The organism is Mesorhizobium sp. WSM4830, from assembly GCF_055811495.1.
Genome location: NZ_JBVVQI010000044.1, coordinates 16,291 through 34,619 on the forward strand (window position 1 = coordinate 16,291; position 18,329 = coordinate 34,619).

An 18,329-nucleotide genomic window follows, 5' to 3' on the forward strand; every position below is an offset into this window, starting at 1 on the left:
GACGGCCAGCGGCCGACAGGCTTTACGCGAACAAACCCCTGTCCCGTTCGACGGCCTTGGTAATGAAGCTCGAGACGATCTGGACGCGGCGCAGCGGCCTGACCGATTCATGATAGACCAGCCAGTAGGCGCGGCGGATGGGTGCGACGATATCGAGGGGCACCAGCTCCGGCATCGAGCGGGCAACGAAGGTGTGCAGTATGCCGATGCCGGCACCGGAACGCACCGCTTCGGCCTGGCCGAGCGCTGAGGAAATGGCGAAGCTGGTGCGCCAGTCGGCGCTGAATTCGGCCGCGTAGTCGAGCGAGGGACTGACGATCAGGTCCGGCACGTAGCCGATCAGCGTATGCTGGCCTAGCTCGGCGGCGGTTCCGGGCAGGCCATGCGTTTCGGCATAGGTGCGCGACGCAAACAGGCCGAGCGTGTAGTCGACAAGCTTTCCTGCCACCAGGCGGCCTTCCGTCGGCCGTTCGACGGTGATGGCAATGTCGGCCTCGCGCCGGGACAAAGAGAAGGAGCGCGGCACCGGCACCAGCTGGATGGTGAGTTCACGGTGCAGGGCGGTCAGCGCGCCGAGGCGCCTGGCCAGGAAGGCGACGCCAAAACCGTCCGGCGCGCCGATGCGCACGGTGCCCGAGACGTCGTCGCCTTCGCCTGAAACAGTCGAGCGCGCGGCGATCATGTCGCCCTCCATGCGTTCGGCGATCTCGAGGAAACGCTCGCCCGCCGGCGTCAGCTCGCTGCCGGTGGTAAGCCGGCGAAACAGTTTTGTCCTGAGCGCATCCTCGAGGGCGGCAATGCGGCGCGAGACGGTCGCATGATTAAGCTCCAGCCGCCTGGCGGCGCCGAGGATCTGGCCGGCCCGCGCCACGGCAAGGAAGATGCGGGCGTCATCCCAGTTCATGGGGATGGTCCGGATGATAACGACTACAGCAGCGCTCTACGGCGCCCCCCTCTGTCCTGCCGGACATCTCCCCCTCAAGGGGGGAGATTAGCAGCTTCGCTGCAGGCGCCTCTCTTGCTGCGGTGAAGATTTGCGAAGGCGGGCGTGACGTCCAATCTCCCCACTTGAGGGGGAGATGTCCGGCAGGACAGAGGGGGGCGGTGAAGGATCTCAATCTCAATCCGTATATCTGCAACTACATCTCTCTCATTTGCGGGAATTGATGCCCTGTCGTCAATCGCACTCTATTCTCTGCACAACGGTTGCGTTTTCGCTCGCGTTGCCATCGCTCCGGCAAAGGCGGACAATGGCTCATCACGAACCAGGGAGAGAGACCATGATCGAATACGGTCATTTCATCGGCGGCAAGCGTGTCGCCGGGACCAGCGGCCGCAAGCAGGACGTCATGCAGCCGATGGACGGCACGGTGCGCGGCACGGTGGCGTTGGCTTCGCAGGCGGAATTGCGCGCGGCGGTCGAAAACGCCAAGGCGGCACAGCCCGGCTGGGCGGCGACCAATCCGCAGCGGCGCGTCCGCGTCCTGATGCGGTTCCTCGAGCTGGTCGCCAAGGAGTATGACGCGCTGGCCGAGATATTGGCGCGCGAACACGGCAAGACCATCGCCGACGCCAAGGGCGACATCCAGCGTGGCCTCGAAGTGGTCGAGGTCTGCATCGGTGCGCCACATATGATGAAGGGCGAGTTCACCGATGGCGCCGGCCCCGGCATCGACGTCTACTCGATGCGCCAGCCGCTCGGCGTCGTCGCCGGCATCACGCCGTTCAATTTTCCGGCGATGATCCCGTTGTGGAAGATCGCGCCGGCCATCGCCTGCGGCAATGCTTACATCCTCAAGCCGTCCGAACGCGACCCGGGCGTGCCGATGCGGATTGCCGAACTGTTCATCGAGGCCGGCCTGCCGGCGGGCATCCTCAATGTCGTCAACGGCGACAAGGAAGTGGTCGACGCCATCCTCGACGATCCCGACATCAAGGCTATCGGTTTCGTCGGCTCGACACCGATCGCCCAATACATCTATTCGCGCGGCTGCGCGGCCGGCAAGCGCGTGCAGTGCTTCGGCGGCGCCAAGAACCACATGATCATCATGCCCGATGCCGACATGGACCAGACCGTCGACGCGCTGATCGGCGCCGGCTACGGCTCGGCCGGCGAGCGTTGCATGGCGATCTCGGTGGCCGTCCCGGTCGGCAACGACACCGCCAACCGGCTGATGGAAAGACTGGTGCCGCGCGTCGAGAGCCTGAAGGTCGGACCGTCGACGGATTCTTCCGCCGATTTCGGCCCGCTGGTCACGGCGCAGGCGCTGGAGCGGGTCAAGGGTTATGTCGACACCGGCGTCAAGGAAGGCGCCAAGCTGGTCGTCGACGGCCGCGGCTTTTCCATGCAGGGCTACGAGAATGGCTACTATATGGGCGGCTGCCTGTTCGACAACGTGACCGCCGACATGCGCATCTACAAGGAAGAGATCTTCGGGCCGGTGCTGTCGGTGGTGCGCGCACCGACCTACGAGAACGCCATCAAGCTCGCCAACGAGCACGAGATGGGCAATGGTGTCGCCATCTTCACCCGCGACGGCGATGCGGCGCGCGACTTCGCCTCGCGGGTCCAGGTCGGCATGGTCGGCATCAACGTGCCGATCCCGGTGCCGATCGCCTACTACACCTTTGGCGGCTGGAAGGCGTCCTCCTTCGGCGATCTCAACCAGCACGGGCCGGACGCGTTCCGCTTCTACACCAAGACCAAGACGGTAACGTCGCGCTGGCCGTCCGGCGTGAAGGATGGTGCCGAGTTCGTCATCCCGACGATGAATTAGCCGGACGGTTTTCTGTCTGCGCGTCCTCGCCTTCGGCTTCGGGCGCGGGGGCCGGCGTGAAGGATGGCTCCGAGTTCGTCATTCCGACGATGAACTGATCCAAATCGCAGAAAGCAGACAAGGCCCGAGCACCAAGCTCGGGCCTTTTTGTCGCGGTCTTCATCGGCATGAACACTAATGTGATGGAACCAAGAAGCCAGCAATCTTCTTAGGTTTCAGTCCTGCCGCGAAGGAGACGCTGGCAGATCAACCAACGGCGCTGGTGACGGCTCCGGGGGACATCGTCCGGCGCAAAGGAGGTGTCAGATGACACGTCTCATGGCGACTATAGCTTGCGCTGCGATGGCGCTTTCCGCCGTCCCGGCAATGGCTGCCGAGCAATGTGCGGCACGCGCCGATATGGTCAAGGCGCTCGGCGAGAAGTTTCATGAAAACCCTAGCGCGGTCGGCGTCGTCAATCCGAATGTGGTGCTTGAAGTCTTCGTTTCCGACAAGGGCACATGGACCATCCTCGCCAGCGACACAAAAGGTCAAAGCTGCGTGATTTCAGTCGGCGAAGGCTGGGAAAGCGCGATGACGATAGCGGCGCTGCCAGGCACCTGAAGTAGGCCTTTCCTATTCACCTGGCCGCAGCCTCGGCACGGTAGCCGGGCAGCGGCCTTATTCTCGGCGACCTTGAAACGGATCTCCCCGCGCCCGCTTGAGGCGTGCATCGCTTGCTATTTTTCGTTAGCGATACCATATATCGAACATAGCGAGAACATCCAGAATCGTTCCCGCTGACGGCAGACCGGAACACGGAAAGGAGCGACGCGATGATGACGTCGGAACCGGCCTGGATCGCTCCGGCAAAATGAGGCCGTCAATCACCTCCCTTTGCCGGATCGCGATGGCAAAGGAGGTGCCCTATGGCACGCAAATCGCTGTTAGGATGGGTGAAGACCGTAGCTTTTGCCGGCTTATTCGGGGTGGGTACGAATGCCGCAAGCGCCCAATATCAATACTGCGTTGAACATGGCGCCCTCGTCGCCCACCTGACTGAGAATTTCCAGGAAAAACAGTTTGCTCTCGGACTGATCGGTCAGGAGGCGGTCATGGAAGTTTTTGTCGCCGATAGCGGAAGCTGGACGGTCATCGTGACCGACGTCGCCGGCAGAAGCTGCATCGTCGCAGCCGGCGAAAATTGGGAAAGCGTGGAGGCCCTGCCCGGCCAAAACTCATGAGGGAGCGGGCGGCGTCAGCGCGTAGCAGCTGCCTCAGCGTGGCCGCGCAGCAGCGCCATCAGCCGCTTGGCGTCCTTGGCCGCGGCCTCTTCGTCGCCGGCGAGGATCGAGCGGATCAGCGCGACGTGGTGCTCGGCGGATTCGGCCAAGCCGGTGTCGGCCTTGTAGCGAAACCAGAAGCGGCGGCTGTGGGTTTGCAAGGGCGCCGCCAGGCGCGCGGCGAACGGGTTGTCGGCAGCCAGCGCCAGCGCCTCGTCGAGCGCCTTGTCGGCCTGGATGAAGTAAAACACATTTTCCGAAATCACCGCCTTTTGCATGGCAAGGGCAGCGTCATGAAACAGGTCGGCGGCCTCGCGGGTGACGAAGCGGGCGGCCGAGCGGGCAAGCACCACCTCGACGCCACGGCGGGCGTCGAGGACACGCAGCCAGTCGCCGGGGTGAAGCGGCGCGATGGCGATGCCGGCGCGCGGCCGGACCTCGAGCAGCCCCTCCCAGGCCAGCCGCTGGATCGCTTCGCGAACCGGGGTGCGGCCGAGGCCGAGCCTGTCGATCAGCGCCCCCTCGGTGATGAAGCTCGCCGGTGCCAATTCGAGGGTTACGATCATGTGCTCGAGCCTGCGATGGGCCTTGGCAGTTGCCGGCTCGGAGCCCGGGTTGTCATATACCAATGCGGCGTCTCCTGATATATTGTTGATATATCATAGCGGATTCAATGTTGACAGCCGGCTTCTTAAGAAATATACAACTGATATATCAGATGGAGCGATCGACATGTGGGCCGGAGTCTTCCCCGCCGTTACGACCAAATTCACCGAGGACGACGGCCTCGACCATGCCGAGATGGAGCGCTGCTTTGCGCTGCAGATGGAGGCCGGCTGTGACGGCATCATCGTCTGCGGGTCGCTCGGCGAAGGCCCGATGCTGTCGCATGACGAGAAGATCGCGGTGTTGAAGACCGCGCAGAAGATCGCCGGCAAGAAACCGGTGCTGTTGACGGTCAACGAGGCCGGTACACGCGAGGCGGCGGCGATCGCGCGCCGCGCCGCCAAGGAAGGCGCCAACGGTTTGATGGTGGTGCCGAGCCCGATCTATCATACCAATGCCGAGGAGACGGTCGCGGCACTCAGCGCTGTCGCCGCCGCCGGCGATCTGCCGGTGATGATCTACTCCAACAGGCTTGCCTACCGCGTCGACGTCACTGTCGACCAGATGGAGGAGTTGGCGAAGGACCAGCGCTTCGTCGCGATCAAGGAGTCCTCCGACGACATCCGCCGCTCGACCGAGATCATCAACCGTCTCGGCGACCGCTACGACCTGTTCACCGGCGTCGACAATCTTGCCTTCGAGGCGCTGTCGGTCGGCGCCATCGGCTGGGTGGCGGGCCTGGTCACCGCATTCCCGCGCGAGACCGTCGCCATCTACCAGCTGATGAGACAGGGCCGCCGCGAGGAGGCGTTGAAAATCTACCGCTGGTTCCGGCCGCTGCTCGACCTCGACGTCTCGACCTATTTGGTGCAGAACATCAAGCTCGCCGAAGTCTTGGCGATCAACACCAACGACCGCGTACGCATGCCGCGCCAGCCATTGTCGGGCGAGCGGCGCAAGGCAGTCGAAAAGATCGTCAGGGATGCGCTGGCGGTGCGGCCAGAGCTGCCGGCATTCTGATCCAGTCGCTTTGATGGCATTTGCAGATGTGCAGCGCGGCGCACGGCAATGAATGACAATGCTACGCTCGATGTCGCCATCATTGGTGGCGGCATTATCGGCATCTGTGCCGCCGCCTTTCTGGCCGAGGCGGGGCGAACCGTCACGATTTTCGATCGGACGGGGATCTGCGAGGAGACCAGCTCCGGCAATGCCGCTGCCTTTGCCTTCTCCGATGTGCTGCCGCTCGCCCACAAGGGCATGATCAGGCAGTTGCCGAAATGGCTCGCCGACCCGCTCGGCCCGCTCAGCATTCCGCCCGCCTATTTGCCGAAGCTGCTGCCCTGGCTGGTCCGCTTCTGGCGCGCCGGCCGAAGCGACCGCTATGAAGCCGGCCTTGCCGCACAGGCCGGGATGATGAAACTCGCCGAGGCGGAATGGATGGGCTTGCTCGACCGTTCCGGTACACGGCCGATGCTGCACGAGGACGGCTCGCTCGAACTCTACGACAGCGAGGCCGAGTTCAAGGCTTCGCTGCCCGGCTGGGCGGCAAGGCAGCGCTTCGGCATCGGCTTCAGCCATGTCGAGGGCAGGGCTCTCACAGCCCTGCAGCCCGGCCTGTCGCCGCGCTTCGTCACGGGAACGTTCGTGCCGGGGTGGAAAACCGTCGCCGATCCCAAGCTGCTTGGAAAGGCCTTATGGGCCTATGCCGAGAGGTTGGGCGCGGAGTTCGAAGAGGCCCGGATCGAGCGTGTCGAGGCGGGACAGGACGGGGCGATCCTGACCGCGGCCGGCGGCACGCGGCGACGGGCGAAGCACGTCGTCATTGCTGCCGGGGCCTGGTCGCATCTGCTGGCGAGACATCTCGGCGACGGCATCCCGCTGGAGACCGAGCGTGGCTACAACACGACGTTGCCGAAGACTGCCTTCGACGTAAAGCGACAATTGATCTTCTCCGGGCATGGCTTCGTCATCACGCCGCTCGAGACGGGCCTGCGGGTCGGTGGTGCGGTCGAACTCGGCGGCCTCGAGAGGCCGCCCAATTATGCGCGCTCGAAAGCGCTGCTCGAAAAGGCGCAGAAATTCCTGCCGGGACTGGATCCGGCCAATGGCCGCGAATGGATGGGCTTCCGACCGTCGCTGCCGGATTCGCTGCCGGTGATCGGGCGGTCGCAACAAACGCCGTCGGTGGTGTATGGTTTCGGCCATGGTCACCTCGGCCTGACCCAGGCCGCGGCGACCGGGCGCTTGATCCGCGAACTCGTTCTCGGGCAGAGTCCATCGCTCGATCTCGGCCCGTTCAACCCGCAACGGTTTTGAGTTCGAAGACATTCAGTTGGGAGCCGGCATGGCCAAGAATTCCTTCTTCTGCATAGACGGCCACACCTGCGGCAATCCGGTGCGGCTGGTCGCCGGCGGTGGGCCTTTGCTCAACGGCTCGACGATGATGGAGCGGCGAGCGCATTTCCTGGCCGAATATGACTGGATCCGCACCGGCCTGATGTTCGAACCGCGCGGCCATGACGTGATGTCCGGCTCGATCCTCTATCCGCCGACGCGCGAAGATTGCGACATCGCCATCCTGTTCATCGAAACCTCGGGCTGTTTGCCGATGTGCGGCCATGGCACCATCGGCACGGTGACCTTTGCCGTCGAACATGGATTGATCAAGCCGAGGACGCCGGGCGTGCTCAGGCTGGATACGCCGGCGGGCGTGGTCGTCGCCGAGTACAGCCAAGTCGGCGACTACGTCGAGGAGGTGCGCATCACCAATGTGCCGTCCTTCCTTTATGCCGAAGGGCTGACGGTCGAGTGCCCCGGGCTCGGCGAGATCAGCGTCGATGTCGCCTATGGCGGCAATTTCTACGCCATCGTCGAACCGCAAAAGAACTATCGCGACATGGCCGAGCATTCGGCCGGCGAACTGATCGCCTGGAGCCCGGTGGTGCGGCAACGGCTCAACGAAAAATATACCTTCGTGCATCCGGAGAATCCCGGCATCAACAAGCTGTCGCACATATTGTGGACCGGCGCGCCGACCAACCCGCAAGCCGATGCCCGCAACGCCGTCTTCTACGGCGACAAGGCAATCGACCGCTCGCCCTGCGGCACCGGCACCTCGGCGCGGATGGCGCAGCTTCACGCCAAGGGCAAGCTTGGGGTCGGCGACGACTTCGTCCATGAATCGATCATCGGGTCGCTGTTCAAGGGCAGGGTGGAGAAAGAGGTCACCGTCGCTGGCAAGCCGGCAATCATTCCCTCGATCGGCGGCTGGGCGCGGATGACCGGATTGAACACGATCTTCATCGACGACCGCGACCCGTTCGCGCACGGTTTCGTCGTCAAATAGGAAATCACTGACGCAGGGGAAGGAAAGAGAGCGCAAACGAATTGCGATCGATCACGCAACGATCCCGCTCATCAACTTATTTTGACGCCGATTTCTTCGAAATGGGGCTCATGCTGCGATTGAATCGTCAAAGACATTGCGTTAGGCCAATGATAGGGTCCGCGATGGTCCAGGGGTCGGACGGGAACAAAACGGGCAATCGGATGGCGTGCGGCGAAAACACGCATAATGATCGAAAAATCACGTTGCAATCCGGGCTCGAAACTTTACGACTAGGGGAAATACGAAAAGGAATGCGTCTGCATGGGCGACATTCCAGGGGAGCCACGACAGCATGCAGTATTTTGTCCAGCAGCTTATCAATGGGCTGACGCTGGGATCGATCTATGGGCTGATAGCGATCGGCTATACGATGGTCTACGGCATCATCGGCATGATCAATTTCGCCCATGGCGACATTTTCATGATCGGCGCTTTCACCGCGCTCATCGTTTTCCTTATCCTCGGTGCATTGTTCTATTCGCTACCGATCGTCGTTGCGCTGCTGATCATGATGATCGTCGCGATGCTGCTGACCAGCCTGTATAACTGGACGATCGAGAAGGTGGCCTACCGGCCTTTGCGCGGTTCATTCCGGCTGGCGCCGCTGATCACCGCGATCGGCATGTCGATTGCGCTGTCCAATTTCGTCCAGGTGACGCAAGGGCCGCGCAACAAGCCGGTCCCGCCAATGGTGTCCAAGGTCTACAACATCGAAGGCATCAGCGTCTCGCTGAAGCAGATCATCATCGTCCTGGTCACCATAGTCCTGCTGGCGCTGTTCTGGTACCTGGTCAACAAGACCTCGCTCGGCCGGGCGCAGCGCGCCTGCGAGCAGGACCGCAAGATGGCGGCGCTGCTTGGCATCGACGTCGACCGCACCATCTCGATCACCTTCATCATGGGCGCCGCCCTTGCCGCCGTCGCCGGCACGTTGTTCCTGATGTACTACGGTGTGGTGGTGTTTTCCGACGGCTTTACGCCCGGTGTGAAGGCATTTACTGCCGCGGTGCTCGGCGGCATCGGCTCACTGCCCGGCGCCGTGCTCGGCGGGCTGATGATTGGCTTCATCGAAAGCATGTGGTCGGCTTATTTCTCGATCGATTACAAGGACGTCGCCGCCTTCTCCATCCTGGCGATCGTGCTGATCTTCCTGCCTTCCGGCATTCTCGGCCGGCCAGAAGTCGAAAAGGTCTGAGATCATGGCGGTTACCGTATCTCCGGATAGCACCGTCGTCGCCACCCCGGTCCAGCGCGCTTTTCGCGAAGCACTCTATGCCGGCGCCATCTCGCTTGGCCTGTTCGTGCTGTTCATCGGCCTGAAGACCGACCAGAACATCTCCAACGAACTGATCCTGGTGCAGCGCTGGGGCTTGCTCGCCGGCGTGGTGATCGCCACCATGGCCGGACGCTTCCTTTACGTCGCCTATGGCCAACCCTTCCTGGCGAACCAGAAGATCGTCGACGTCGCCACCGGCCTGCTGCCGGTCAGCCTGGCTTCGCGATTCTTCCGCCTTCCCGCGTTCATCGTTGCGCTCGCCGTCGCTGTTATTCTGCTCGCGCTCAGTGGCTTCCTGACCGAGGCCTTGGGGCCGGAAATTTCCGATTTTGTGCGGTTCCTGCGGGCGCTCGCAATCATCTATGCGCTGGCGTGGCTGATTTATCGTTTCCGGGCCTTCATTCATGCTCATTTCTCGGCATTGGGCATAACCGCACTGGCGCTCTACCCGATCGTCGTGGTGTTGGTGCTGGCGCTATATGCCGGGTCCATGGCGGTCGGTTTCCAGGGTTCGCTGAAGTATGTCGACAATTTCGGCATCCAGATCCTGATCTATGTGATGCTGGCCTGGGGGTTGAATATCGTTATCGGCTTGGCCGGCCTGCTCGACCTCGGCTATGTCGCCTTCTACGCCGTCGGTGCCTATGCCTATGCGCTGCTCGGCACGCATTTCGGCCTTTCCTTCTGGATCCTGCTACCCGCCGCCGGCCTGATGGCTGCATTCTGGGGCGTGATGCTGGGCTTCCCGGTGCTGCGCCTGCGCGGTGACTATCTGGCGATCGTGACGCTCGCTTTCGGCGAGATCATAAGGCTGGTGATCATCAACTGGCGCGAAGTGACCAACGGCTCGGCCGGGATTTCCGGCATCCCGAAGGTCTCTTTCTTCGGCCTGATGTCGTTCAACGTCTCCGACCCGAACTACATCTCCAAGGTGCTCGGCATCGCGCAGTCCGGCGCCTACTACAAGATCTTCCTCTACTACCTGATCCTTGGACTCTGCCTGCTGACCGCCTTCGTCACGGTGAGGCTCAGGCGGCTGCCGGTCGGCCGCGCCTGGGAAGCGCTGCGCGAGGACGAGATCGCCTGCCGCTCGCTCGGCATCAACACCACCACCACCAAGCTCACGGCCTTTGCCACGGGCGCGATGTTCGGCGGCTTCGCCGGCTCGTTCTTCGCCGCGCGGCAAGGCTTCGTCAGCCCGGAATCCTTCGTCTTCCTGGAATCGGCGATCATCCTTGCCATCGTCGTACTTGGCGGCATGGGCTCGCTGGTCGGTATTGCCGTCGCCGCCATGGTGATGATCGGCGGCACCGAAATCCTGCGCGAACTGGATTTCCTCAAGACCGGCCTGAGTTGGGGCAACATCAAGGTCATACCCGGGTTCGGCCCCGACTTCACGCCGGAGCTTTATCGCATGCTGTTGTTCGGCATGGCCATGGTCATCGTCATGCTGTGGAAGCCGCGTGGCTTCGTCGGCAGCCGCGAGCCGACGGCCTTCCTCAAGGTGCGCAGGGCGGTGTCGGGGTCCTTCACCAAGGAGGGACACGGCTGATGAACGCGAACCCTTCCGTGAACAATGCCATCCTGCAGGTCGAGCATCTGTCGATGAAGTTCGGCGGTCTCGTCGCCATCGGCGATTTGTCATTCCAGGCCAAACGTGGCGAGATCACCGCTCTGATCGGTCCCAACGGCGCCGGCAAGACCACCGTGTTCAATTGCATCACCGGTTTCTACAAGCCGTCGGAAGGCATGATCACGCTCAACCGGCGCGACGGCTCGACCTTCCTGCTCGAACGCTTGCCGAACCATGAGATCCCGGCGCGTGCCAAGGTGGCGCGTACCTTCCAGAATATCCGCCTGTTCTCGGGCATGACGCTGCTGGAGAACCTTCTGGTCGCTCAGCACAACAAGCTGATGAAGGCGTCCGGCTATACCATTCTCGGCCTGTTCGGCTATAGCGGATACAGACAGGCTTCGGCGGAATCGGTTGAACTGGCCGAGCACTGGCTGGAGAAGGCCGATCTCGTCGACCGCGCCGACGATCCTGCCGGCGATCTGCCATATGGCGCGCAGCGACGGCTCGAAATTGCTCGAGCCATGTGCACCGGCCCTGAGCTTCTGTGCCTCGACGAACCGGCTGCCGGCCTTAATCCGAAGGAATCGGCGGCACTCAATGCGTTGCTGATGGACATCAAGGACAACACCGGCACGTCGATCCTTTTGATCGAGCACGACATGGCGGTGGTCATGCAGATTTCAGACCATGTCGTCGTGCTCGAATATGGGCGCAAGATCTCCGACGGCAATCCGCAATCGGTACGAACCGACCCGCGCGTCATCGCCGCCTATCTCGGTGTCGAAGACGAGGACGTCGAGACGGTGCTGACCGAGGTCGGCGACGAGGACGTCATCGAGCAACTGGATACCGGTCCGGATTACGCACACGGCCCGGGCACATCGTCTTCCTATCTCGCCGGGCCGGTGGTCGATACGGTCGGCCATAGCGAGGGCGAACGCGTCACAGTGTCAAAGGGCGCTTCGAAGGCCGGGCAGATCGATGCAAAGTCGAGCGCTGCTGCAAAGTCCGGATCGTCGGCCAAAGCCAAATCGGCCGCGAAATCTTCCACGGCAAAGCCGGGCAAGGCTCCGGCGAAGCCGAAAACTCCCGGCACCTCTAATCGGCGCGGAGGGCGGAAATAATGGCCGGCACAACGCTGCTCGATATCAAGGGCGTCCAGACCTACTACGGCAACATCAGGGCGCTGAACGGCGTCGACGTCACCGTCAAACAGGGCGAGATCGTGGCGCTGATCGGCGCCAACGGCGCCGGCAAGTCCACACTGATGATGACCATCTTCGGTGCTCCGCGCGCTCGCGCCGGCACGATCACCTTCGCCGGCACCGATATCACCCAGATGCCGACCCACGAGATCGCGCGCATGCGTATCGCGCAGTCGCCGGAGGGCCGGCGCATCTTTCCGCGCATGACGGTGATGGAAAACCTGCAGATGGGCGCCAGCCTCGACGGTCTCAAGCATTACGACGAGGACGTCGAGAGGGTCTTCACGCTGTTCCCGCGGCTCAAGGAACGCGTCGGCCAACGTGGCGGCACGCTTTCGGGCGGCGAGCAGCAGATGCTGTCGATCGGCCGCGCGCTGATGGCACGGCCGAAGCTGCTCTTGCTGGATGAGCCGTCGCTAGGCCTGGCGCCGCTGATCGTCAAGCAGATCTTCGACGCCATTCGCGAGCTAAACCGCACGCAGGGATTGACCGTGTTCCTGGTCGAGCAGAACGCCTTCGGCGCACTGAAGCTCGCCACGCGCGGCTATGTCATGGTCAACGGCAATGTGACGATGAGCGGCACCGGCAAGGAACTGCTCGCCAATCCGGAAGTGCGCGCCGCCTATCTCGAGGGCGGCCATCACTGAGTTTCAGGAGTCTTCATCATGCAGGGCATTCTCTATGAGGAACCCTCGATCTGGCAGTTCTTCTTCGTCACCTGCCTGCTCGGTGGCTGGGCGGCCTGGATGACGGGCAAGGCGTGTGCCCAAACATGGCGCAGCTTTGGCCAGCTATTCGCCTATATGCTGGGGCTCGGCATCGGCGTAAGATTCATCCATCATGCGCTGTTCGGCGGAACGATGTTTTCGCTGCATTACTACGTGGTCGATACCATCGTGCTGATGATATTGGGCTTCATTGGCTACCAATACACGCGCACCAACCAGATGGTAACGCAGTATAATTGGCTTTACGAAAGAGCCTCTCTTTTGAGCTGGAAACCAAAAGGTTGACATTTATCATTAACGGCGTTTCAGGGATGAATCGGCGTGACAAGTGCCTGAAAATCGGCAAAGTACTCTTTCTGCGAGCAAGAGTGGGCATCGCATGAAAGCAACATCCACGCCCACTCGGTAAATGGGAGCGTTTCAATGAAAAAGTCACTTTTGTCCGCCGTCGCCCTGACCGCGCTTGTCGCGTTCAGCGGCAACGCGTGGGCTGACATCCTGATCGGCGTTGCCGGTCCGATCACCGGTCCGAACGCAGCGTTCGGCGCCCAGCTTCAGAAGGGTGCCGAACAGGCAGTCGCCGATATCAATGCGGCGGGCGGCGTTCTTGGCCAGCAGCTCAAGCTTGAAGTCGGCGACGACGTCTCCGATCCCAAGCAAGGCATCTCGGTCGCCAACAAGTTCGTCGCCGACGGCGTCAAGTACGTCGATGGCCACTTCAACTCCGGCGTCTCGATCCCGGCGTCGGAAGTCTACGCCGAGAACGGCATCCTTGAGATCACGCCGGCCGCGACCAATCCGAAGTTCACCGAACGTGGCATGTGGAACACCTTCCGCACCTGCGGACGCGACGATCAGCAGGGCAAGGTCGCCGGCGACTATCTCGCCGCGAACTTCAAGGATGCCAAGATCGCTGTCATCCATGACAAGACGCCTTATGGCCAGGGCCTCGCCGACGAAACCAAGAAGGCGCTCGCGGCCAACGGCGTGACTGAGGCCATGTATGAAGGCATCAATGTCGGCGACAAGGATTTCTCGGCCCTCATCGCCAAGATGAAGGACGCGGGCGTCACGGTCGTCTACTATGGCGGCCTGCACACCGAAGCCGGCCTGATCATACGCCAGCTCGCCGACCAGGGCCTCAAGGCAACCTTCATGTCCGGCGACGGCATCGTGTCGAACGAATTGGCCTCCATCGCGGGCGACGCCGTCGAGGGCACGCTGATGACGTTCGCTCCGGATCCGCGCAAGAATCCGAACGCCAAGGAACTCGTCGAGAAGTTCCGTGCGGCCGGCTTCGAGCCCGAGGCCTACACCCTCTACTCCTACGCAGCGATGGAAATCATCGCGGCCGCCATTACCAAGACCGGTTCAGCCGATGACGCTCAGAAGGTAGCCGAGACCATCAAGTCGGCCGGCCCCTGGAAGACCGCAATCGGCGAGATCGGCTACGACGCGAAGGGCGATATCACCCGTCCGGACTACGTCATGTACACCTGGAAGAAGGGTGACGACGGCAAATACACCTATGTCGAGAACGCACCCGGCAAATAACCGGACGTTGCTACATGAAAATGCCCGGCGCCGCGCGCCGGGCATTTTTTTATGAGAGTTCCCGAAAGCCTGGATCGGAACTGCCCAGGCGTTCTTCGGATCGACACGCAATGTGTCAGCGCGATAGATCAAACTAAATCGGTTTAATCCTCTTTTCGATTTTGTTTGCACTGCAGCATTTTCGCGCTAATCATGTCCGGCAGTTCCCTTCCCCGCGTCCGGAGCCCTGTCCTTGGCAATCTCGAAGATCCTTGTCGCCAACCGCTCCGAAATAGCCATCCGCGTCTTCCGCGCGGCCAACGAGCTCGGCCTTAAAACCGTGGCGATCTGGGCAGAGGAGGACAAATACTCCCTGCATCGCTTCAAGGCCGACGAAAGCTACCAGGTCGGGCGCGGGCCGCATCTGGCCCGGGATATGGGGCCGATCGAAAGCTACCTGTCGATCGAGGAGGTTATCCGCGTCGCCAGGCTTTCGGGCGCCGATGCCATCCATCCGGGCTACGGGCTGCTATCCGAAAGCCCCGAGTTCGCCGAAGCCTGTGCGCAGGCCGGCATCATCTTCATCGGGCCAAAGCCGGATACGATGCGCAGGCTGGGCAACAAGGTCGCCGCCCGCAATCTGGCGATCGAAGTCGGCGTGCCGGTAATTCCCGCCACCGATCCCCTGCCGGACGACATGGCGGCGGTAAAGGAACTCGCCAAGACGATCGGCTACCCGGTAATGCTCAAGGCATCCTGGGGCGGCGGCGGCCGCGGCATGCGCGCCATCCGCTCCGAGGCCGATCTCGCCCGCGAGGTGATGGAAGGCAAGCGTGAGGCGAAGGCGGCTTTCGGCAAGGATGAGGTCTATCTCGAAAAGCTGATCGAGCGCGCCCGCCATGTCGAGGTGCAGGTGCTGGGCGACACGCATGGCAACGCGGTGCACCTGTTCGAGCGCGATTGTTCGATCCAGCGCCGCAACCAGAAAGTGGTCGAGCGGGCGCCGGCGCCGTATCTTGAAATGCCACAGCGCGAGGAGCTTTGCGGCTACGCGCTGAGGATCGCGCACGAAACCAGCTATATCGGCGCCGGCACGGTCGAGTTCCTGCAGGATGCAGACACCGGAAAATTCTATTTCATCGAGGTCAATCCGCGTATCCAGGTCGAGCACACCGTCACCGAACAGGTGACCGGCATCGACATCGTCAAGGCGCAGATTCATATCCTCGACGGCTTTGCCATCGGCACGGCGGAATCGGGCGTGCCGGCGCAAAAGGACATCAGGCTCAACGGTCACGCCCTGCAGTGCCGCATCACCACGGAAGATCCCGAGCATAATTTCATCCCCGACTATGGCCGCATCACCGCCTATCGCGGTGCCACCGGCTTCGGTATCCGCCTTGATGGCGGCACCGCCTATTCGGGCGCGGTCATCACCCGCTTCTACGATCCGCTGCTGGAAAAGGTGACGGCGTGGGCGCCGACGCCGGCCGAGACCATCGCCCGCATGAACCGGGCGCTGCGCGAATTCCGCATCCGCGGCGTGGCGACCAACCTCACCTTTCTCGAGGCGATCATCAATCACCCGAGCTTCGCCGACAATTCCTACACCACCAAGTTCATCGACACGACGCCGGAACTGTTCGCCAGCGTGAAGCGGCAGGACCGCGCGACCAAGCTGCTCAACTATCTTGCCGACGTTTCGGTCAATGGTCATCCCGAGACGCGCGGCCGGCCGCAGCCAAAGGCCGATGCGGCGCCGCCGGTGGTGCCATATCTCAACGGCAATGTGCCTCAAGGCAGCAAGCAGAAGCTCGACGTGCTCGGGCCGGAGAAATTCGCCGCGTGGATGCGCGAACAAAAAGAGGTGCTGGTCACCGACACGACAATGCGCGACGGGCATCAATCCTTGCTGGCGACGCGTGTGCGCACCTATGACATCGCCGGAATTGCCGGCACCTATGCGCGTGCTCTGCCTCAACTTTTGTCGCTCGAATGCTGGGGCGGCGCCACATTCGACGTCGCCATGCGCTTTCTCACCGAAGACCCGTGGGAGCGGCTGTCGCTGGTGCGCGAGGCAGCACCCAACCTTCTGCTGCAGATGCTCCTGCGCGGCGCCAACGGCGTTGGCTATACCAACTATCCCGACAATGTCGTCCAGCATTTCGTCCGCCAGGCCGCTGCCGGCGGCATCGACCTGTTCCGGGTCTTCGATTGCCTGAATTGGGTCGACAACATGCGCGTCGCCATGGATGCGGTCGGCGCCGAGGGCAGACTGATCGAAGCGGCTATCTGTTATACCGGCGACATACTCGATCCGGCGCGGGCCAAATACGATCTGAAATACTATGTCGGCCTGGCCAGGGAATTGCAGGCGGCAGGCGCCCATATCATCGCCGTCAAGGATATGGCCGGGCTTTTGAAACCGGCGGCGGCCCGCGTGCTGTTCAAGGCACTGCGCGAGGCGACGGACCTGCCGATCCACTTCCACACCCACGACACATCCGGCCTGTCGGCGGCAACCGTGCTGGCGGCGGTGGAGAGCGGCGTCGACGCCATTGACGCGGCGATGGATTCGCTATCGGGCAACACCTCGCAGCCGTGCCTGGGTTCGATCGTCGAGGCGCTGAAAGGCACCGAGCGCGACCCGGGCCTCGACCCGCAATGGATCAGGAACATCTCGTTCTACTGGGAGGCGGTGCGCAACCAATACGCCGCCTTTGAAAGCGACCTGAAGGGGCCGGCATCGGAGGTCTATCTGCACGAAATGCCGGGCGGGCAGTTCACCAACCTCAAGGAACAGGCGCGCTCGCTCGGGCTGGAGACGCGCTGGCACGAAGTGGCGCAGACCTATCACGACGTCAATCTGATGTTCGGCGACATCGTCAAGGTGACGCCGTCGTCCAAGGTCGTCGGCGACATGGCGCTGATGATGGTCAGCCAGGACCTGACCGTCGCCGACGTCGAAAATCCGGCGAGGGACATCGCCTTCCCGGATTCGGTGGTGTCGATGTTGCGCGGCGATCTCGGCCAGTCGCCGGGCGGCTGGCCAAAGCCATTGCAGAAGAAGGTGCTCAAGGGCGAAAAGCCGATCACGGTGCGGCCGGGTTCGCTGCTCAAACCGGCGGACCTCAAGGCCAGTCGCACGGAGGTCGAGGAAAAGCTCGAGCGCAAGCTCAGCGAGTTCGAGTTCGCGTCGTGGCTGATGTATCCGAAGGTGTTTTCCGATTTTGCCGCCGCGCAGGAGACCTACGGGCCGGTCAGCGTGCTGCCGACGCCGACCTATTTCTACGGCATGAAGCCGGAAGACGAGATTTTCGTCGATATCGAAAAAGGCAAGACGCTGGTGGTGCGCTGCCTTGCCCTGGGCGATGTCGACGAAAAGGGCATGGTCACCGTGTTCTTCGAGCTCAACGGCCAGCCGCGCCGGGTGAAGGTGCCGGACCGGGCGCATGGCGCGTCTGCCGCCAAGGCGCGGCGCAAGGCGGAGCCGGGCAATGAGGCGCATGTCGGCGCGCCGATGCCTGGCGTCGTTTCGGCGCTTGCGGTCGCTGCCGGCCAGGCGGTGAAGGCTGGTGACGTGCTGCTGTCGATCGAAGCGATGAAAATGGAAACGGCGTTGCATGCCGAACGCGACGGCACCATAGCCGAGGTGCTGGTCAAGGCCGGCGACCAGATCGATGCCAAGGATCTGCTGATCGCGTTCGGGTAAGGTGAGTTGCCCTTCGTCGGATATCCAGAGTAATCGCTTCAGGACAATTGCCGACCTTGGCGCCGCCCCTCATCCGCCTGCCGGCACCTTCTCCCCGTATAGTGACGGGGAGAAGGGGCTGAGCGCCAAAAATCAGCGCTTATTTGCAACGCTGAAAATTGGCGAAATCATCAATGAGAGCGCCCCTCTCCCCGTCACTATACCTATCGCATTCACACATCTGGGTTGCGCTTTGCGGCGAAGCTCGATTCTATTTCGGCGGG

The 18,329-nt window shown here is 62.3% G+C and carries 13 protein-coding genes and 3 pseudogenes; 14 read left to right on the top strand and 2 right to left on the bottom strand.

The annotated features are described in order from the left end of the window. Nucleotides 1-22: 22 nt before the first annotated feature. The gene (locus AC0L2Y_RS31635; protein WP_352489214.1) at nt 23-904 is read right to left on the bottom strand and encodes a LysR family transcriptional regulator; all 882 of its coding nucleotides are present in this window, start codon (nt 902-904) and stop codon (nt 23-25) included. A 376-nt stretch (nt 905-1,280) separates the two neighbouring features. Here AC0L2Y_RS31635 and AC0L2Y_RS31640 point away from each other — a divergent pair, with 376 nt between their 5' ends. The 3 genes from AC0L2Y_RS31640 (at nt 1,281) to AC0L2Y_RS31650 (ending at nt 4,000) form a co-directional block, all read left to right on the top strand. Further along, nucleotides 1,281-2,777: a CoA-acylating methylmalonate-semialdehyde dehydrogenase gene (locus AC0L2Y_RS31640; protein WP_473561875.1), complete on the top strand. Its 1,497-nt coding sequence runs from the start codon at nt 1,281-1,283 to the stop codon at nt 2,775-2,777. A gap of 306 nt (nt 2,778-3,083) precedes the next feature. Further along, nucleotides 3,084-3,380 carry a hypothetical protein gene (locus tag AC0L2Y_RS31645; protein WP_352450871.1) on the top strand — a complete coding sequence of 99 codons (297 nt, stop codon included), beginning with the start codon at nt 3,084-3,086 and terminating at the stop codon, nt 3,378-3,380. 305 nt (nt 3,381-3,685) lie between these two features. Next, nucleotides 3,686-4,000 carry a hypothetical protein gene (locus tag AC0L2Y_RS31650; RefSeq protein WP_473561877.1) on the top strand — a complete coding sequence of 105 codons (315 nt, stop codon included), beginning with the start codon at nt 3,686-3,688 and terminating at the stop codon, nt 3,998-4,000. A gap of 14 nt (nt 4,001-4,014) precedes the next feature. Here AC0L2Y_RS31650 and AC0L2Y_RS31655 read toward each other — a convergent pair whose 3' ends face one another. After that, nucleotides 4,015-4,668 (bottom strand): GntR family transcriptional regulator, encoded by a 654-nt coding sequence (locus AC0L2Y_RS31655; RefSeq protein ID WP_352489216.1) that lies wholly within the window; start codon nt 4,666-4,668, stop codon nt 4,015-4,017. Nucleotides 4,669-4,771: 103 nt separating this feature from the next. Between AC0L2Y_RS31655 and AC0L2Y_RS31660 the strand changes: the two genes are divergently transcribed. The 11 genes and pseudogenes from AC0L2Y_RS31660 to pyc all read left to right on the top strand — a co-directional run bounded on the left by AC0L2Y_RS31660 (nt 4,772) and on the right by pyc (nt 18,066). Further along, nucleotides 4,772-5,665 (top strand): dihydrodipicolinate synthase family protein, encoded by an 894-nt coding sequence (locus AC0L2Y_RS31660; RefSeq protein ID WP_352489217.1) that lies wholly within the window; start codon nt 4,772-4,774, stop codon nt 5,663-5,665. Between the two features lie 48 nt (nt 5,666-5,713). Continuing rightward, the gene (locus tag AC0L2Y_RS31665) at nt 5,714-6,964 is read left to right on the top strand and encodes an NAD(P)/FAD-dependent oxidoreductase (protein ID WP_473561879.1); all 1,251 of its coding nucleotides are present in this window, start codon (nt 5,714-5,716) and stop codon (nt 6,962-6,964) included. A 28-nt stretch (nt 6,965-6,992) separates the two neighbouring features. Further along, on the top strand, nt 6,993-7,994 hold the full coding sequence (locus tag AC0L2Y_RS31670; RefSeq protein WP_352564676.1) for a 4-hydroxyproline epimerase: 1,002 nt from the start codon (nt 6,993-6,995) through the stop codon (nt 7,992-7,994). Nucleotides 7,995-8,328: 334 nt separating this feature from the next. Beyond that, on the top strand, nt 8,329-9,231 hold the full coding sequence (locus AC0L2Y_RS31675; RefSeq protein WP_023678052.1) for a branched-chain amino acid ABC transporter permease: 903 nt from the start codon (nt 8,329-8,331) through the stop codon (nt 9,229-9,231). 4 nt (nt 9,232-9,235) lie between these two features. Then, nucleotides 9,236-9,538: pseudogene (locus AC0L2Y_RS31680) on the top strand (DUF3382 domain-containing protein); the annotation flags it as partial. Between the two features lie 117 nt (nt 9,539-9,655). Then, nucleotides 9,656-10,864, top strand: a pseudogene (gene livM, locus AC0L2Y_RS31685) (high-affinity branched-chain amino acid ABC transporter permease LivM); the annotation flags it as partial. Further along, a pseudogene (locus AC0L2Y_RS31690) lies at nt 10,864-12,003 on the top strand (ABC transporter ATP-binding protein); the annotation flags it as partial. The pseudogenes livM and AC0L2Y_RS31690, both read left to right, overlap by 1 nt. A gap of 8 nt (nt 12,004-12,011) precedes the next feature. Continuing rightward, entirely contained in the window at nt 12,012-12,740 is a 729-nt protein-coding gene (locus AC0L2Y_RS31695) for an ABC transporter ATP-binding protein (RefSeq protein WP_254816420.1), read from the top strand. Nucleotides 12,741-12,758: 18 nt separating this feature from the next. After that, nucleotides 12,759-13,106 carry a DUF6867 family protein gene (locus tag AC0L2Y_RS31700; protein WP_352489220.1) on the top strand — a complete coding sequence of 116 codons (348 nt, stop codon included), beginning with the start codon at nt 12,759-12,761 and terminating at the stop codon, nt 13,104-13,106. A gap of 138 nt (nt 13,107-13,244) precedes the next feature. After that, nucleotides 13,245-14,375 (top strand): branched-chain amino acid ABC transporter substrate-binding protein, encoded by a 1,131-nt coding sequence (locus AC0L2Y_RS31705; RefSeq protein WP_352489221.1) that lies wholly within the window; start codon nt 13,245-13,247, stop codon nt 14,373-14,375. 232 nt (nt 14,376-14,607) lie between these two features. Then, nucleotides 14,608-18,066: a pyruvate carboxylase gene (gene pyc, locus AC0L2Y_RS31710; protein WP_352489222.1), complete on the top strand. Its 3,459-nt coding sequence runs from the start codon at nt 14,608-14,610 to the stop codon at nt 18,064-18,066. Nucleotides 18,067-18,329 lie beyond the last annotated feature (263 nt).

Coding starts and splice junctions, on each gene's coding strand:
- AC0L2Y_RS31675 (WP_023678052.1), top strand. CDS start 8,329: ATGCAGTATTTTGTCCAGCAGCTTATCAATGGGCTGACGCTGGGATCG.
- AC0L2Y_RS31640 (WP_473561875.1), top strand. CDS start 1,281: ATGATCGAATACGGTCATTTCATCGGCGGCAAGCGTGTCGCCGGGACC.
- AC0L2Y_RS31695 (WP_254816420.1), top strand. CDS start 12,012: ATGGCCGGCACAACGCTGCTCGATATCAAGGGCGTCCAGACCTACTAC.
- AC0L2Y_RS31650 (WP_473561877.1), top strand. CDS start 3,686: ATGGCACGCAAATCGCTGTTAGGATGGGTGAAGACCGTAGCTTTTGCC.
- AC0L2Y_RS31705 (WP_352489221.1), top strand. CDS start 13,245: ATGAAAAAGTCACTTTTGTCCGCCGTCGCCCTGACCGCGCTTGTCGCG.
- AC0L2Y_RS31645 (WP_352450871.1), top strand. CDS start 3,084: ATGACACGTCTCATGGCGACTATAGCTTGCGCTGCGATGGCGCTTTCC.
- AC0L2Y_RS31700 (WP_352489220.1), top strand. CDS start 12,759: ATGCAGGGCATTCTCTATGAGGAACCCTCGATCTGGCAGTTCTTCTTC.
- AC0L2Y_RS31670 (WP_352564676.1), top strand. CDS start 6,993: ATGGCCAAGAATTCCTTCTTCTGCATAGACGGCCACACCTGCGGCAAT.
- AC0L2Y_RS31665 (WP_473561879.1), top strand. CDS start 5,714: ATGAATGACAATGCTACGCTCGATGTCGCCATCATTGGTGGCGGCATT.
- AC0L2Y_RS31660 (WP_352489217.1), top strand. CDS start 4,772: ATGTGGGCCGGAGTCTTCCCCGCCGTTACGACCAAATTCACCGAGGAC.
- AC0L2Y_RS31635 (WP_352489214.1), bottom strand. CDS start 904: ATGAACTGGGATGACGCCCGCATCTTCCTTGCCGTGGCGCGGGCCGGC.